This is a genomic window from Mesocryomonas fontinalis, from assembly GCF_055730125.2.
This window is the reverse complement of the sequence record NZ_JBUZWG020000013.1, coordinates 1-14,768: the sequence shown is the minus strand read 5'-3', so window position 1 is coordinate 14,768 and position 14,768 is coordinate 1. Positions and strand designations below refer to the sequence as shown.

The following is a 14,768-nucleotide window of genomic DNA, read 5'->3' as shown; positions in this document are numbered from 1 at the left end:
AACCATCCAGCCCTAGCGTCAGGTTATTGGGACCTATTCGCACAGACCCAATAGCCCGACGGCTGCGTACAAAAGGTCGTCGGGCAAATTTCAGCCTTCCAAAACTGAACCTTCGGCAGCATGTGCGTCGCCAAGCACGCGAACCAGCTCGATCAACCGCTGGCGCACTTTTTGATCATCAATTAACGCGACGGCCTTGTTTAACCGCAGCCCTTCGGCCGTTGATATGAACTCAAGAATTGCCTCTGTACCGTCTGAAACGTCAGACCTAAAAGGTGGGCTAGCATCGGAACCGTCGAACAGATCGGAAACACGGATGCGAAGCACTTCTGCGACTTTATGCAGGCTGCTGGCACTGACCCGATTTTTACCCTTTTCGTATTTTTGAACCTGCTGAAATGTCACACCAAGTTTTTCTGCAAGGGCGGTCTGGCTCATACCCATCATCTTGCGACGCAAACGAATCTTCTCGCCAACCGTCGCGTCGACTGGCTGCACTCTTTTAGCGTTAGGCAAAAATTTCCGATCACAACAGGGTCCGACAAGCGGCATATTGCGGCTACATCACTTACCAGTATGTTGCAACGCAACTTCTCGACACATCTAACGGGTCGAAGAGTACCCACATCTTTACATCGTGCTTCCAGTTTCAATCATTGTTCCTGCGGTCAGTACGTTTACGGCCATAGACATCAACTAAGATCACGGGCCTGCTCCTCTAACCGACAGGCTAGCGTAGAGAGAACAGCTCACTTCGTGGCTTTCCTGGTTCGGCAAGAAAGCAGACTATGCTGAAGATGACCGAAGCCGACTACATAGCACGTCATGATGAATGCATCGCTGCCGCTGCTAAAGCTATTCTACCCCTTGCAAGGCAACAGCAAATGGGTGCTGCGGACTCATGGCAAAAGTTGATTGAAAAGCTGGCAAGCGACGTAAATGACGCAAGGGGCAAACTACCTAACTTGGACTGAAGTTGCCCAACAAATCGACTTCGGACGAAGCGAAGGTGCTGCAACGTCCAATGCCGGAAGGCGTGCTGGTGATCATCGCACGGGGCGCGAAGAAGGTCAGCGCGAAAGCCCAGTAATTGGACAGACGCGTTGGCAAATTCCTTTAGACGGGCAGTACCTTAACTCACTCGGATACGTAAATTGGCTAACAACGAGTCGGCAACCTTCAAGGCTGCGAATAAGCACTTCCGGCCTTCTGCCGAGATTGAAGAATCGCGAGGCACTGGATCTGGCGCGGCTTCACAGGCCACTGCAACTGCCGAGAAAACAGCAAGGCTGAAAGCAGCACGGCTGGAGCGTGACGCTGCGGGGATGGTCGACAAGAAACAGGGATGAAAAAGGCTCCTGGGTGCGACTGAACGCAACCGGAGCCCTTCACATGCGCTGTCGTTGGGAGCGAAGCGCAATCGAACTAATACATAACTGTAGGTTGCCGTCTAGGGTTTAGGCAATTTAAACTGATGCCCTATTACTACGCAAACCATAGGGAAGGATGCAAAAGCAGCCCGTACCTTGGAGTCTCGCTATTCGGCGGTCTGGTGGCCCAACCTCGTCGGCAATGCCGCCAAGTTCTCCGAGCACGAGCGGATCGTCCTGTCGGCGTCGCGCAACGTTGGGACCGCAGAGCTGGTGTTCGCGGTGGCCGACAGCGGGATCGGCATGACGCCCGACCAGGTCGGGCGGATGTTCCAGCGCTTCTCTTAGGCAGACGACACGATCGCCAAGCGCTTCTGCGGGACCGGGCTCGGATTAGCGCTGACGAAGTCGTTCTGCGTGCTGCTCGGCGGGAATATAGAAGTCGAGAGTTCCCTGGGCGCGGGAACCCGTTTTACGATGCGGTTCCCACTGAACAAACATATGCAGTCTTCAGTTGAATGACCGCTCGTGGGTACAGAGAATGGCCACCTCTACGTCGTGGATGGGTCGTGAGCGTAATGGCAAATTTCCTAGGCGAAGTCATCAAAGTGGCTGGTCTGCTTTCGGCCCGCTGCGGTTGAGGGGCAATGTGCACCACGGAAGGCGTTCAGAGAGCGAATTGGATCTAGAAAGGAGATCGAAGGCGGTCGACTTCAGCGTTTTGGGTTGGTGGCGTCTCGTGGTGACACGGATGACAGACAGGCCCATCATCGTCCGACGTTCGGGCTTCCTCTTAAGGCTTCCGGTGTTCCTTGGAACACGCGTCCAAGCCGAGCTGCTATTCGAGAATCTGGCGGAGGGCTATGACATCGACGAGATCATCGAGAACTTCCGGAGTTTGGATAGGGAGGACGTGGAGGCTGCGATCATGCAAGCGGGAAAGGCGCTGATGAAGGCAATGGAAGAGGGGGAAAATACGTGATGACAGCGTCGGTTCGCTACCGTTCGCTTGACCTAGATCGCTATCCCCTATGTAGTCACTGAACGTATGCAGATAACGATAATCCGAACCCGAACTATCGTCGAGACGGCGCGCCACCCATCGATCTTGAACGGGCGCTGAGACACTATCTGGCGCTGGCGGAGGAGGCGAGGCGGGAGTCGTTGGACGACAGGCGACCTCGGTTGGCGACCTAATCACCGCAGAGACACTGCGATGTTCCGAATGGTATCCTCCATCCGCCTATCGGACGCTTTCTAATCTTTCGCCAGCCGATCCCGCTTCGCCCCCTGGCATGCTCCTTCAGCTAACGATCGTTTTATTGGCTCTTTCCGGGGCGGTCGTGTTCGCAGGCGCCGGGATCCAGGTCCAGGTCCAGGTCCGACTGTCCGCCACCCAACTCCTCGAGGTACATGTCGTCCGGATCGCATCCGGGGGACGTCACCTTAGGCGACCGCCAGCATGGTGGTATCGGGATCCTGATCGTCGACATCCCCGATCGAACCTAACCCTAGTTCGTCGGCAGGTTTCGGTCTGCTGAAGAGGTAGCCTTGGAGCTCGTGACAGCCGGTCAGGCGGAGATGATGCGCCTGCTCTGCGGTTTCGACACCCTCGGCGGTAATCGACATGCCCAGTCCCTGCGCGATGTCCTGGATTGCCTGAACGATGACCTGCGTGTCACGCCGGTCGACGAGGTCGTCAACGAACGACTTGTCGATCTTGATCTTGTCGAAGGGAAAGGACCGGAGGTAGCTCAAGGAGGAGTAACCCGTCCCGAAATCGTCGAGCGCTATCTGGACACCAAGGGCACGGATCTGCCGCAGGATGTCGAGCGCCCCCTCGGCGTCGGCGACAAGGACCGTCTCGGTCACCTCCACTTCGAGACGCGTCGGTGCAAGACCGCTGCGGGCGAGGGCACCCACGATAGTCGCCGTTAGCAACCGGTCCCGGAACTGGAGCGGCGACACGTTGACGGATACACGCTGTCCGTCCGGCCAGTCGGCGGCGTGACGGCATGCTTCGTCGATGACCCAGGCGCCGATCTCAGTGATCAATCCACTTTCCTCGGCAAGTGGAATGAACTCGACCGGCGGGATCAGGCCGCGTACCGGATGGGCCCAGCGGATGAGTGCCTCGCAACCCGTGACGAGACCTGTATCCGCAGCGATGTAGGGCTGGAAATGGAGGACGAGCTCGCCCCTGGGAATTGCCAGTCTTAGATCCTGGATAAGCGTTCGGCGCTCCTGTAGCGCATGGTCCATTTCAGGCGAAAAGAAACGGAAGGTACCGCGTCCTTCTCCCTTAGCACGGTAAAGCGCAGCGTCGACGTTGCGGAGAAGGATTTCGCTAGTCTCGCCGTCGAGGGGTGCGAAGGCAATGCCGACGCTAACGCCGACCGATACCTCGTAGCCGTCGATGACAAAGGGGGCCTTAAGCGATGCGATGATGCGTTCGGCGAAATCCTCGATTTCGGCGGCATCGATGTCTTGCGAACGCATGATCACGAACTCGTCGCCACCGAAGCGAGCCAGCAGGTCCTTGCGGCCCGCCACCGTTCCGAGGCGCCGGGCGACATCGATCAACAGCGCGTCGCCGGCGGGATGTCCGTAACGATCGTTGACAGACTTGAACCCGTCGAGATCTAAGCTGAACAGGGCGAACTGGGGCCCGTCCACATGAGCAAGGGCATCATCCAATCGCGCCGCGAATTTGGCCCGGTTGGGCAGATCGGTCAGCGCGTCGTGGTAGCCGAGGTGCGCGATCCTAGTCTCGGCTCTCTTGGTCGAAGTCACGTCGGTGCAGACGCCGCGATATCCGCTGAACTGGCCGCGTTCGTCGAAGAAAGGTCGGCCCGAGAACGACCACCACCGAAGATCGTCCAATATGTCGAACGGAATGAGGACGTCCCGAAATGCCAGACGCGACCGCGCGTCCGATCGGATGGCGTCTCGAGCGTCCACGTTGCCGGGCACTGCGCTGACCAGAAGGTCGCCGAAGGCGCGCCCTTCGATTTCCTCACGTGGGCGACCGAGCGCCTCGGCAAAGCGATCGGACACGTTTCGGTATCGAAGGTTTGGATCGGTCTCCCAAAGCCAGTCGCTCGCCTGTTCCTCGTAGTCCTTCAGCAGTACGCCGATCAGCTGTCCCTGCGTTTCCAGATCGATCCTCTGAAGCTGGCTATCGCCGAAAAGCCGTGACTGCCTCGAAACGCTGCGGATTACGGTCGCTCCTCCAATTAAAAAGAGGAAGCATATGAAGACGTCGAACCTGCTGGTTCCTTTGATAAGCAGGCTCGAACAAGTCAACGTACCGACGACGCCTACATAAGTGATAGCCGCGGCGGGAACCGTCGCGAGGACCAGGCCGCCCGCCCACAGCAAGCCGGTGATGAGACAGATGATTGTGGCGAAGGTTGATCCGGATGTCTGCGTAAGCAGCCAGGTCGGAACGCTCATGAAGCAGACGGCCATCGCGAACGCCTGACGAACACTCCGTCCCATTGCTCGCGTCGACGCCGTGCGTCGGTTCGGGGTAGGTCGAAGGACCCATGCCTGGATCACCCTCCAGGACGACGCTGTGGTAATCAGACAGAACCAGACTGTCAGAGCCAATGGCTGAGATTCAAAGAGAAGGAGCGTTAACCCGCCGGAACAGATGACATTCGCGATCATCATCGCTGGCACCAGCTGATCGACAGCCTGGAGCCGCAACAGCCTTATCCGCCCGTCACTCTCGCTGTTCGAAGTCGGCAACATACTCACCACCAGCTCTCCGGGAGCAAACCCCGACCCGGTGCTGCATGCCCTCCTGCCGGACTGTGTGCTGAGCAGCTGTCGGCAGTCTCTCGAGTAACCGATAGGATTTAAGAAACTCGGCTAACCATCACCGCAAATGTCTGGATCACTTCGGATATCAGCTACCGGGAGTCGTCCATGGGGACTGCTCGGTATCCAGCCCCTCGATCAGTGCTTCTAGCTGGAACACCAGCTTTCATGCAGAAACTCGACTGACGCCGTCCGCAGAACTCAGCTCGGAGTGGGGTTTCGTTGATGCGAAGTCTGTAGCTCTTGTCTAATGGTTCCTTGACCGCCGGGTGCGTTAATGACTGACGCCTTTACCAGGATACGGACGCAGAGGAAGCTGCTCGCCTAGGCACGGTAAAGTTGCTCACTGACTCCACCCGAATGGGTGATTTCGCACCGCAACATGAATGCTAGCCTCTCTCCATTCCCTTTGGAATTCACGGAGGCCACGGTGATCGCGCTAACTCTCTTCATCTGCCTGCATGCCGATCCCGATGCCTGCCGCCCCGAGCACCTCGAGTTCGATGGTTCGATTATGACTTGCTCCATGCACGGCCAGGCGGTCGCCGCCGAATGGATCTCGACGCATCCGAAATACCGGCTGACGAAGTACACGTGCGGGATTCGGCCTCTGCCGTCTGCCTGAGAAGGGATGGAAATGACCACTCCAGTAGACCAATTCTTGCAGCGGAATGCAGGCAGTCCTGAAAGCCAGGCCGTTCTAGCCTCTATGGACAAGGCGGCATCTCGCAAAAGCTAGTCTTCGGTCCCGGCTGTAGGAATGCTTTTGCCAGTTCGTCTATCCGCATCAAACACTGAGGCGACCGCCGTACTTTACCGTACGCAAATGGACTACTCAGCCGAGGCGCTTGAAAAAAATTAGTTAGCCAGACACATTGATGGTTAACCAATTATTAGGGCGACAGAATGGCTCTAGATGCGACGAGAATGGAGCCGGTCCTTATCGAGACTGATAGCGGGCAGTGGAGTGTGATCGACTTGAGCACGAAGTTGCCCATACAGGTGCGCCAGAAGGTTCTAGAAGGAATGTCTCTCTCTGAGGCGGACAATGCGTTGTCATTGCTCAGATTGATCAGAGGTCTTGGCGCAGGTCCTTTTACATCAGATGCCCGGCGCGGTCGGCAAACGAACTGAAGACTTATAAGTGCACTCGGAACGGTGACATTGGCTGAGTAGCCTTTACCTGTTCGATGAGATTGAGCGGATATCCGAACGTTTCCGCGATTTCGTTCACCTCCGCGCCGATTTCAATCATAGCCTCGATGATGCCGTGATCCGTTTCCGACAGGGTCGGCATCACCCGCATCGCTGCGCCAATTTTTGCGAGGAACGCCACCATAGTCTCTCCTGCAAGCGGTTGCCTTACAACAGAGACGCACTGAGCAGATTGAGGTTGCCTAAACATCGGGGATCAAAGAATTTAGCCTGCTACCATCAACATCCCATCAGAGATGACAGTGTGGATAGCGGTGAAAAGGACAGCCTGATGGGTCATTTCATTCGAGGATGGCTGCCGGTCAATCACCAGGTGCATCTACCCGGAAGGGCCATTGAGGCTGTTGGTGATCGGGCCAAGCAACCGATCATAATCCTTCCTAAGTTTCACAGGATACCGGATCGAGACGGAATGGATCAGGCCGCCACGGAAGATATAACGTTCGTAGAATATCCTGCCGTCCTTCAGATACCCCGATACCACCAGCCATTCCTTGCCGCCCTTATGGTAAGTGACGTCATCCCGGGACGCTCTCCAGCGATACATGGATGTAGGGGTCTCGCGCCTCTCATTCTCCCGCCCGTAGATGACGATCTGCGCGCCCGATCGTGACTCCCAGACCGCACCCTCTGGTGTCGCAGGGATCTCCTCAGGGAAAGCCTCCAAAGGGAAGCGAGCGGTCGTGCCGTAGATGTCGTTCTTGTAGCCAAAATCGCTGGCAACGACTGGTGAGGAAGCTAGGAAGACGGCCAGAAATGCGGCTGCTGCAGATTTCATTGTTTTATCGATCCTCCATACGCACCCTGAATGCGATCAGGCATGGATAGGTTCGATACTGTCACTGAACTTTTCAGGTTCCCTACTTCCTGAATGCCATGTGAACGCGCCCTTTGGTCGCCATTCACCCGAACGATTGCATGGTAGCTGCATCAGCCTTCGATCCAGGGAATCAAGATGATCAACGAAGCCAGAACTGCTGGTTGGAAAGCGCAGATGGAAGGTGTCGCTCGATGCGACAATCCACACGAAGCTGGGTCGGATGAATTCCGGGACTGGCAGGAGGGTCATGACCAAGCGGGTGCTGAGTCCACGGCGCCGTTGGAGAAGCGGATCCCAGCCGACCTCGGGCCAATCTAGCCTACTGAAATAATCGCCGCCCAGCCGCTCCGATGGCTTCTGGGCGTACGGCCCTTCGGAGAGCAGGGCGCGGTCAGGCGACGTCCCCTGGCCCGTACGATGATGGCCTGAGGTGACGATGATATGGATTGGCGGCTAGCGGTCCTTCACCGCCTCGGCAAAGCATTCCATCCCTGACGTAGCCTGGCATTCTATGCCGTAACCCTCGGCAACTCCCCTATACGCGCCGTGTAGCGTGGCGACCGCATGTTGAATTTCGTCACCCACTGCTGCCGAATGCCGGCGGCTGCAGGGGCGATTGTCCCGCGGCCGATCCTTCCGTTTAGCGCATCGATCCCGCCCATCAGCCTCTCGGACTGCTTGCGGTCCCGTCGATCGAAAGTAAGCGTCCTCCCGATCCCACCTTCCGTTTGTCGATCTGAGCGCCGAGTCTGACGATCCAACGCGAGGATCGTTTTGTGTCTGGATTTGACCATAGGCTTGACCCTGAGCGTCGAGGGCGCCGGGTTGAGATCATCAACGGGGCTGGGGGACGCCGGCATTGGTCGGCGGACGATAAGGCGCGGATACTTGAAGAGACGCTTGCGCCGGGAGCGGTGGTGTCGGAGGTGGCGCGTCGCCACGGTCTTCGGCCGCAGCAGGTTTTTGGATGGCGCCGGGAGGCCCGCATCGAGCCAGAGGCCGTCTTGGTCGTGCCGGCCTTCGTGCCGGTGGTGGTTGAAGCAGCACCGCCGGTTCCGGCGCCTATGCCGACAAGACCGAAGCGCCGACGGCGAACGGCACAGCGGCCGAGCGGCGGGATCGAGCTGGAGATCGACGGTGTCGTGGTGCGGGTGGGATCGGGCACGAACGCCAAGACCATCGCGGCGGTGATACAGGCGCTGAAAGCCAGCGCATGATCGGGCCGACCGGTGCGGTCCGGGTGATGGTGGCAACCAAGCCCGTCGACTTCCGCAAGGGAGCAGAGGGGTTGGCGGCGCTGGTGCGCGAGACGATGGGCGCCGATCCGTTCTCCGGCGCGGTTTACGTCTTCCGGGCCAAGCGCGCTGATCGGATCAAACTGGTGTTCTGGGACGGCACCGGCGTGGTGCTGGTTGCCAAGCGGCTGGAGGACGGTCAGTTCCGCTGGCCGAAGGCCAAGGACAGCGTCATGCACCTGACGGCGGCGCAGCTATCGGCACTGCTCGAAGGTCTCGACTGGCGCCGCGTCCACGAGGTTCAGACCAGCCGCGTCCCGTCGTCATCTGGCTGACCTCTGGGGACGCAAAAGCTGTTGCCGCCGGTGTGACGAGATGATTCACTTCTCGCATGACACCCGCTGCCGACACGCTTCCCGACGATCCCGGCACGCTGAAGGCGATGCTGATTGCCGAGCGTCTGCGGGCCGAACGTCTCGAGCAGATCATCAAGGAATTGCAGCGCCACCGCTTCGGACGCCGGGCCGAGACGCTGCCGGAAGATCAGCTTCTGCTGGGCCTTGAAGAGGTCGAGCAGGCCGCAGCCGATGACGAGGCGGCCGAAGAGACCGCGGCTCCGGACGTTCGGACAGAGCGCGCCACCAAGCGCCGGGCAAATCGAGGCTCGCTGCCTGCGCACCTGCCGCGGATCGAGACGATCGTCGACATCGAGGACAAGGCCTGCCCGTGCTGCCGCCATGCCTTGCATGTCATCGGCGAAGACGTCGCCGAGCGCCTCGACATCGTGCCGGCCCAGTTCCGGGTGCTCGTCACCCGCCGTCCCCGCTATGGCTGCCGGGCCTGCGAGGGCGTCGTGGTCCAGGCGCCGGCGCCGGCGCGGCTGATCGAGGGCGGCATGCCCACCGAGGCGACCGTCGCCCACGTACTGGTCTCCAAATATGCCGACCATCTGCCGCTGTATCGCCAGGCGCAGATCTACGCCCGCCAGGGTGTCCATCTCGACCGCTCGACGCTCGCCGACTGGGTCGGGCGGGCTGCCTTCCTGTTGCGTCCCGTCCACGAGCGGCTGCTCGGACAATTGAATGCTTCGACGAAGCTCTTTGCCGATGAGACGACGGCGCCGGTGCTCGATCCCGGCCGTGGTCGGACCAAGACCGGCCAGCTCTTCGCCTATGCCCGGGACGACCGGCCTTTCGCCGGCGAGGATCCGCCCGCCGTCGCCTATGTCTATGCGCCCGACCGCAAGGCCGAGCGGCCCATCGCTCATCTCAAGGGTTTTGCAGGCATCCTCCAGGTCGACGGCTATGGCGGCTACAAGGTGCTGGCCGAGAAGGGGGACGTCCGGCTCGCCTTCTGTTGGGCGCATGTCCGCCGGCGGTTCTACGAACTCGCCGCCGCCGGCCCCGCGCCGATCGCCACCGAGATGCTGGAGCGCATCGCCGCGCTCTACCGGATCGAAACCGAGATCCGCGGGCGACCGGCCGAGGTCCGCCGTCTCGCACGACGAGAAAGAACCAGGCCCGTCCTCGACGCGCTCGAGCCGTTCCTTCGTGAGAAGCTTCAGCTCATCAGCCAGAAGACCAAGCTTGCCGAGGCGATCCGTTATACGCTCTCGCGCTGGGAGGGCCTCGGCCGCTTCACCGATGACGGTCGTGTGGAAATCGACAACAACATCGTCGAGCGCTCGATCCGCCCACTGGCCCTGACCCGCAAGAACGCTCTGTTTGCCGGCTCGGACAGCGGCGCTGGCCACTGGGCCGTCATCGCCTCGCTGATCGAAACCTGCAAGCTCAACGGCGTCGATCCCCAGGCCTATATGACCGCCGTCATCACGCTAATCGTCCAGGGCCATCCCAACCGCTGCATCGATGATCTCATGCCATGGCAGTTCAGGCCCGCTGACGCGCTCGCCGCCGTGGCCTGAGGACGACGCTTACGATCGAAAAGTGGCCGTGGTCCGGTGTCAACGCGTACCGCATCGTGAGCGTGACACATAAGGCTTCGCGGTCAGGTGCGGCTACTACCTCCCTGGAAGTGAAGCAGCCTACGGCGGGAGCGGGCAAGGATGGGCGGAAGGCCGCGTGAGCCCGACAGCATGTCAGATGAAAGCGGCGCCCGTCGTGCTGTGTTGGGCAACGGCGGGCGCCTTGAGGCTGTGCGATTAGGACCCAATGATCGGAGGCTACGGCTTGATGTTTGCTCCCACGTTAATGACAAGCCACTCTGCGGCATGACCTGAATTCGGACGTCGAGAGGTAGCTTCTCGTCACGGGAGATAGGCTTGCGTCGTGTCTACAAGCCGGCCAGCAAACGCCCTTTGAATATCAGCAGACCCGTCAGGAAAATGCCGACTCCAACATAAGGGGTAAGGGCGGTGGTCAGGCGCGTCATGCTGAAATCCTTAACTAGCCGTTAAGGATTATCACCGCATGGGTCTAATGTCGACTGAGCATATAAGGCACTTTGTAGGTACCGCTGTTACCGAACGGCCCCTAACCGTAGGCGGATCTCAACGTCGCCTTGCGTATGCCACGAATAGCATTCGTCTTGGCGACGTTGACCCGAGCACTAGAGACGGCCTTGCTCCCATCAGTTCACAGAGGCCGATCAAGTCGAATGGAATTTTGATAGCTTTCGCGATCTGCATTAGCTCGCCGTCGGTGGCAACGTCTCCTGCCTCGATTGCCTCAATTCTGCCGACGTCAAGCCGCGTAAGAGAGGCCATAGTCGCTATTGAGGTTCCGGCGGCAAGTCTGAAGACTTTGATTGGCGAGTCTCCCCTTCCGAGGGACGTAGCAGCGGGAGTGGGTAGTGCATTCGTAGCTGTCTTTGCTCTCTCTTGATCTCATTGACCAGCAGAACATATCAAACACGGACGGTCAGTTGAATATATCTTTTCAAATGGTGCAGTGAACTTGCCAGGTAACCTTTACTTTAAAGCTTACTGAGCCGAGTATCGGCGGCGAGATGGCCGAAGCCTCCGTGTGTTGCCGATACTAGCTTCGACAGCCAAGCTTCGGCTTCGGTCGCTCTCTTGTTTGCCCGAGCGGCGTCCTCGTATGCCCGGCTGATCTCCCCCTGCGCCAACGCCAACTGTGCTTGCAGCGACCGCAGCTCGTCCCTCGAAATATCGGCCTGCAGTGCGGCCTTCGAAGCCATTTGCTCGACTTGAGCCTCCCTTTCGGAGAGTGCTGCCGCTGTGCTTCGGACCAGCTCTAGGGCAATGGACCAGTCAGCATTTCCGGTACCATCAAGGTTGGGGGCTGTTTGCTGCGATTGCTCCGTAGTTAGAAATGCTCCCTCTAGTTCGAAGTCTAGTGTGCTCGGGATATCGAAGCCCAGATCGGCCCGTGTCTCCAGCCGCTTGTCGGTTTCCATCCCAGTTCACCCTTACTCAAACTCAGCCCACGTCGCGGTGTTAACGGAGAATAACAGCTCAGCGAGCGACTAGGCTTCTAAGCGATCTGCCTTCGAAAAGTTCATCGCTGCGCCAGGTATTTTCGCCCACGCAACGAACCGCCTCCATCCTCCTCTGCCTCACCCTGTCACCCGTGATGTGGGCGGGGATCATTTGGGCGCTACCGTAGGCCCAGAGGCATGCAGCTCAACTAAGATCTCCCTTCCAAATGCAATGAATCTAGGCGATCTGGTGCAAAACTTGACAGTTTTATGACCGCTAGTTGGCTTACGATCTGTTTAGTGATTACATACGAAAGACGGGAGGAGATCCCGCGGGAGGAAATGTCATGAGCAGGACGTTCGATCACGCAACAAAGCTGAGCAGCAAGGTGGCGTCGCCACGTACGCAATTCGGGCCCGCACGAGGCCTAGTTATCGGTTTTGTAATCTGCGCGGCGTTCTGGGCTGGGCTCGCGATCGTAGTTTTTGGCTGACGGCGTCCGCCCGTCCGCCCGCCGTTCGATGCCGGCATAGACTTCAACGGCGACTCTGCGATCCGTATTTGGCACTGGCGGCGGGAAGGGTCTCGTCGTCTCGCAATAAACCCAGCCGCCATCGTGTCTCCTGCGGAAAAGCTTGTGTTTCCGAGAAGAGGGGCGGGTCTGCATTTCGAAGAAGTAGCGCAGCCAAGTGATTGGCTGCCAGTCGCCGTCGTTCGGAAGATCGATCTTTTTCAAGCTGTCACCAAATTCTCGCCCGACCCTCAACAGGGTATCGACCCGCAAAGTTCAACTAGCTGCCAAAGTATTCTGAGACTTTGCGGCGTCTATACGAGTCGTCAATTTTTGTCGTGGCTAGCCGATCAGGGTGGCCCATTTCCTTATCTAGAGGGTCACCCGCGAGACGATCGAGGCACTGCTGGCGCACTACGGCGAGGCAGGCGACGATTATAAAAAGATGGAGAGGCGCTCACGGCGAAATGCGCGCCTCTCCGGCCCACCCCGCTAAAAAGCAGGTTAGGAGAAGGTCAAATCGCTGAACGGCGTGCTCGCTGGGAATGTCGCGTCAAGCCGGCTGCCGTTGGCGCCGCCCTGAGTAAGCTTTTCAATCGAGCCTTGAGCGCGAAGGGTCGGGGCTTCGTAAATCTTCTTGGTCATTGTTCTCTTTCCGCTGTCAGAAATTGTCGACGTATATCGGGAGCTTACGTTGCGTTGGATGCCGAAAGCGAAATAACGGTAAGTTTCAGGCCGTAGGCTCAAGGCTCTCATTCCATATATCGCTAGGGCACTATTGATAACGCATTTGGTGGCTTGCGCGAGCCTCTATGGGGGCCTGTGCACTGAACGTGCTCGGCAGCCGTGGCGTCGCGAAGCCTTGCTGCGGGGAGGTCTGACCAGCGCAAACCTGAAAAAGCCGCTCGGCATCAGGGTCCCGAAAGGATCGCTTGCTGAAAGCTTAATGAACTGATTACCATAGGTAAAGCCTGGGAGGGATCACCTATGTATCTGCAGAAGCGCTCGGTTGGAATTGTGCTTGCCGTTCTTTCGGTTCTCGCAACTGCCTATGAGGCTGCCGCAGTATCCAATCTGCCCCTATTTTGAACGTAGCCTCTTTCTCCCTTTCGAGGGTGACAGCGGCTGTTTCGTTTCGCAGGTCGTCATCGACCGCGATTGCAGGGGTGGGATATAGGAGCGGGCGTGGATATCGAGAGCGTGCTATCCGAGAACGGCAAACTGATCGATGCTGCAGACGATGCCCTAATGACTGTGGCAGAGTTTGCGTTTCTCATCCGATCTGGAGGGGTCGTACCGGCAGACTCTGCCGATAGGCAGAGCCCCTTTCAAACGCTGCTTGACGATTTACTGGAGATCCGAGCTCGGCTGACAACGCAACAAGCTTATCTGAAACGCGGACGGCGGCTCGACTCGTAAGCCTCGACAGGTCCCTTGCAGCAGGACAGGCCCGAACCGACGACACCAATTTGACCGAGTGTCGCCGGCCCCGTGCATCTGCTTCAGCGTGGACACTGGATGATGATTCACCGCTGGTGGCTGATCCTACTGTCTTCGACCTTGCCTGACCCTTGTCTCGCGCCGACAGGACCGCGCTTAGGTGGTAAGTAGGTTCTGCTTACCTTTTGCTACTTGTCGATCATGACGCCGTTTGGGTTGAGTTAGAAGCAAGGAACGCTCAAGCTGCATCATCCTGGGACAAGAGATGCACTGCAGCGATTTCGTCCGAAATGTCGCCAAGGACTTGCTGAAGGTGCTTGATCTCTGCGGAGACCTCGTCATGCCGCCGGTGTAGTGCCCCAGCAATCTGATCCTTCGACCGGGCGCTGAGCAGCAGCTTCACCTCGGCGAGCGAGAAGCCAAGGTGAGCAAAGTGCGTGATCTTCTGTAGGCGGGTCACATCAGCGTCGCTGTATCGGCGGCGCGTGCCTGAGCTGCGCTGTGGCGAGATTAAATGAATCTCTTCATAGAAGCGCAGCGTGCGTTGCGTAACGCCGACCAGTGCAGCGACGTCTTTGATGTGGTGCGGATGGGAATTTTTAATAGCTGGCAAGGAGCGCTCCCGATATGCGGACTGAGCGCCTGCGGAACGGTAGTGTCTGTGCCATGAAAGCCCATTGATGGCGAAGAGTTCCGAAGGCAGCACATCACTGTCGACGAATGCGTGCATCTACGGCGCTAGCTGTATTGCAGGGTGATTATTCGCTCCGCAGAGCGCCTTCGCCATCCTGCTTTTTGCCGCGGGCTACGGTTCCGAGCAACCCATCTGGCAACGGCTGCTGCAGCCCTTTCGCCTCTGACCAGTCGGCACGCATCCACACATTCATCTCCTCGCCCGTCGTCAGGAGCGCGGGCATAAGACCGCGAATTTTAGCTCCAAAGATCCGTTTTT

At 58.5% G+C, this 14,768-nt stretch carries 15 protein-coding genes and 2 pseudogenes; 7 read left to right on the top strand and 10 right to left on the bottom strand.

Going from position 1 to position 14,768, the window contains the following annotated elements; genetic code table 11:
- Positions 1–90 precede the first annotated feature (90 nt).
- Positions 91–438: a helix-turn-helix domain-containing protein gene (locus ACZL02_RS23550; RefSeq protein WP_472941153.1), complete on the bottom strand. Its 348-nt coding sequence runs from the start codon at positions 436–438 to the stop codon at positions 91–93.
- Positions 439–788: 350 nt separating this feature from the next.
- On the opposite strand from ACZL02_RS23550, the gene ACZL02_RS23545 reads away from it, so the two are divergent.
- From ACZL02_RS23545 to ACZL02_RS23530, 4 genes and pseudogenes are all read left to right on the top strand, one after another.
- The gene (locus ACZL02_RS23545) at positions 789–974 is read left to right on the top strand and encodes a hypothetical protein (RefSeq protein WP_472941152.1); all 186 of its coding nucleotides are present in this window, start codon (positions 789–791) and stop codon (positions 972–974) included.
- Positions 975–1,154: 180 nt separating this feature from the next.
- Complete coding sequence (locus ACZL02_RS23540; RefSeq protein WP_472941151.1) at positions 1,155–1,349, top strand: hypothetical protein; 195 nt, start codon at positions 1,155–1,157, stop codon at positions 1,347–1,349.
- A gap of 177 nt (positions 1,350–1,526) precedes the next feature.
- Positions 1,527–1,892 (top strand): annotated as a pseudogene (locus tag ACZL02_RS23535) (ATP-binding protein).
- A gap of 229 nt (positions 1,893–2,121) precedes the next feature.
- Positions 2,122–2,352, top strand: coding sequence for a DUF433 domain-containing protein (locus tag ACZL02_RS23530; RefSeq protein WP_472941150.1), 231 nt, complete (start codon positions 2,122–2,124; stop codon positions 2,350–2,352).
- Positions 2,353–2,816: 464 nt separating this feature from the next.
- On the opposite strand, the gene ACZL02_RS23525 is transcribed toward ACZL02_RS23530, so the two are convergent.
- The 4 genes from ACZL02_RS23525 to ACZL02_RS23510 all read right to left on the bottom strand — a co-directional run bounded on the left by ACZL02_RS23525 (position 2,817) and on the right by ACZL02_RS23510 (position 7,892).
- Positions 2,817–4,841 carry a putative bifunctional diguanylate cyclase/phosphodiesterase gene (locus ACZL02_RS23525; protein WP_472941149.1) on the bottom strand — a complete coding sequence of 675 codons (2,025 nt, stop codon included), beginning with the start codon at positions 4,839–4,841 and terminating at the stop codon, positions 2,817–2,819.
- A 1,492-nt stretch (positions 4,842–6,333) separates the two neighbouring features.
- Positions 6,334–6,534, bottom strand: a complete 201-nt coding sequence (locus tag ACZL02_RS23520; RefSeq protein WP_472941148.1) for a hypothetical protein — start codon at positions 6,532–6,534, stop codon at positions 6,334–6,336.
- Positions 6,535–6,729: 195 nt separating this feature from the next.
- Positions 6,730–7,188, bottom strand: coding sequence for a hypothetical protein (locus tag ACZL02_RS23515; RefSeq protein ID WP_472941147.1), 459 nt, complete (start codon positions 7,186–7,188; stop codon positions 6,730–6,732).
- A gap of 551 nt (positions 7,189–7,739) precedes the next feature.
- Positions 7,740–7,892, bottom strand: a complete 153-nt coding sequence (locus ACZL02_RS23510) for a DUF4113 domain-containing protein (protein WP_472941146.1) — start codon at positions 7,890–7,892, stop codon at positions 7,740–7,742.
- A gap of 114 nt (positions 7,893–8,006) precedes the next feature.
- Here ACZL02_RS23510 and tnpA point away from each other — a divergent pair, with 114 nt between their 5' ends.
- Genes tnpA through tnpC form a run of 3 tightly spaced genes read left to right on the top strand, consistent with a single transcriptional unit; the run spans position 8,007 to position 10,389 of the window.
- Positions 8,007–8,447, top strand: coding sequence for an IS66-like element accessory protein TnpA (tnpA, locus tag ACZL02_RS23505; RefSeq protein ID WP_472941145.1), 441 nt, complete (start codon positions 8,007–8,009; stop codon positions 8,445–8,447).
- Positions 8,444–8,800, top strand: coding sequence for an IS66 family insertion sequence element accessory protein TnpB (gene tnpB, locus ACZL02_RS23500; protein ID WP_472941144.1), 357 nt, complete (start codon positions 8,444–8,446; stop codon positions 8,798–8,800). Before tnpA ends, tnpB begins: the two co-directional genes overlap by 4 nt.
- A gap of 56 nt (positions 8,801–8,856) precedes the next feature.
- Positions 8,857–10,389, top strand: coding sequence for an IS66 family transposase (tnpC, locus tag ACZL02_RS23495; RefSeq protein WP_472941143.1), 1,533 nt, complete (start codon positions 8,857–8,859; stop codon positions 10,387–10,389).
- 1,010 nt (positions 10,390–11,399) lie between these two features.
- Here the strand turns inward: tnpC and ACZL02_RS23490 are convergent.
- From ACZL02_RS23490 to ACZL02_RS23470, 5 genes and pseudogenes are all read right to left on the bottom strand, one after another.
- Positions 11,400–11,843, bottom strand: a complete 444-nt coding sequence (locus ACZL02_RS23490) for a hypothetical protein (RefSeq protein WP_472941142.1) — start codon at positions 11,841–11,843, stop codon at positions 11,400–11,402.
- Between the two features lie 449 nt (positions 11,844–12,292).
- Positions 12,293–12,601 carry a hypothetical protein gene (locus tag ACZL02_RS23485; protein ID WP_472941141.1) on the bottom strand — a complete coding sequence of 103 codons (309 nt, stop codon included), beginning with the start codon at positions 12,599–12,601 and terminating at the stop codon, positions 12,293–12,295.
- Positions 12,602–12,880: 279 nt separating this feature from the next.
- Complete coding sequence (locus ACZL02_RS23480; RefSeq protein WP_472941140.1) at positions 12,881–13,021, bottom strand: lasso RiPP family leader peptide-containing protein; 141 nt, start codon at positions 13,019–13,021, stop codon at positions 12,881–12,883.
- Positions 13,022–14,054: 1,033 nt separating this feature from the next.
- A complete protein-coding gene (locus ACZL02_RS23475) occupies positions 14,055–14,546 on the bottom strand; it encodes a helix-turn-helix domain-containing protein (protein WP_472941138.1) in 492 nt (163 codons plus the stop codon).
- 28 nt (positions 14,547–14,574) lie between these two features.
- Positions 14,575–14,768 (bottom strand): annotated as a pseudogene (locus tag ACZL02_RS23470) (hypothetical protein); the annotation flags it as partial.

Excerpts from the sequence above, each read along its gene's own strand:
- ACZL02_RS23550 (WP_472941153.1), bottom strand. The coding sequence starts at position 438 with ATGAGCCAGACCGCCCTTGCAGAAAAACTTGGTGTGACATTTCAGCAG.
- ACZL02_RS23545 (WP_472941152.1), top strand. The coding sequence starts at position 789 with ATGCTGAAGATGACCGAAGCCGACTACATAGCACGTCATGATGAATGC.
- ACZL02_RS23530 (WP_472941150.1), top strand. The coding sequence starts at position 2,122 with ATGACAGACAGGCCCATCATCGTCCGACGTTCGGGCTTCCTCTTAAGG.
- ACZL02_RS23525 (WP_472941149.1), bottom strand. The coding sequence starts at position 4,841 with ATGGCCGTCTGCTTCATGAGCGTTCCGACCTGGCTGCTTACGCAGACA.
- ACZL02_RS23520 (WP_472941148.1), bottom strand. The coding sequence starts at position 6,534 with ATGGTGGCGTTCCTCGCAAAAATTGGCGCAGCGATGCGGGTGATGCCG.
- ACZL02_RS23515 (WP_472941147.1), bottom strand. The coding sequence starts at position 7,188 with ATGAAATCTGCAGCAGCCGCATTTCTGGCCGTCTTCCTAGCTTCCTCA.
- ACZL02_RS23510 (WP_472941146.1), bottom strand. The coding sequence starts at position 7,892 with ATGGGCGGGATCGATGCGCTAAACGGAAGGATCGGCCGCGGGACAATC.
- tnpB (WP_472941144.1), top strand. The coding sequence starts at position 8,444 with ATGATCGGGCCGACCGGTGCGGTCCGGGTGATGGTGGCAACCAAGCCC.
- tnpC (WP_472941143.1), top strand. The coding sequence starts at position 8,857 with ATGACACCCGCTGCCGACACGCTTCCCGACGATCCCGGCACGCTGAAG.
- ACZL02_RS23490 (WP_472941142.1), bottom strand. The coding sequence starts at position 11,843 with ATGGAAACCGACAAGCGGCTGGAGACACGGGCCGATCTGGGCTTCGAT.
- ACZL02_RS23480 (WP_472941140.1), bottom strand. The coding sequence starts at position 13,021 with ATGACCAAGAAGATTTACGAAGCCCCGACCCTTCGCGCTCAAGGCTCG.
- ACZL02_RS23475 (WP_472941138.1), bottom strand. The coding sequence starts at position 14,546 with ATGCACGCATTCGTCGACAGTGATGTGCTGCCTTCGGAACTCTTCGCC.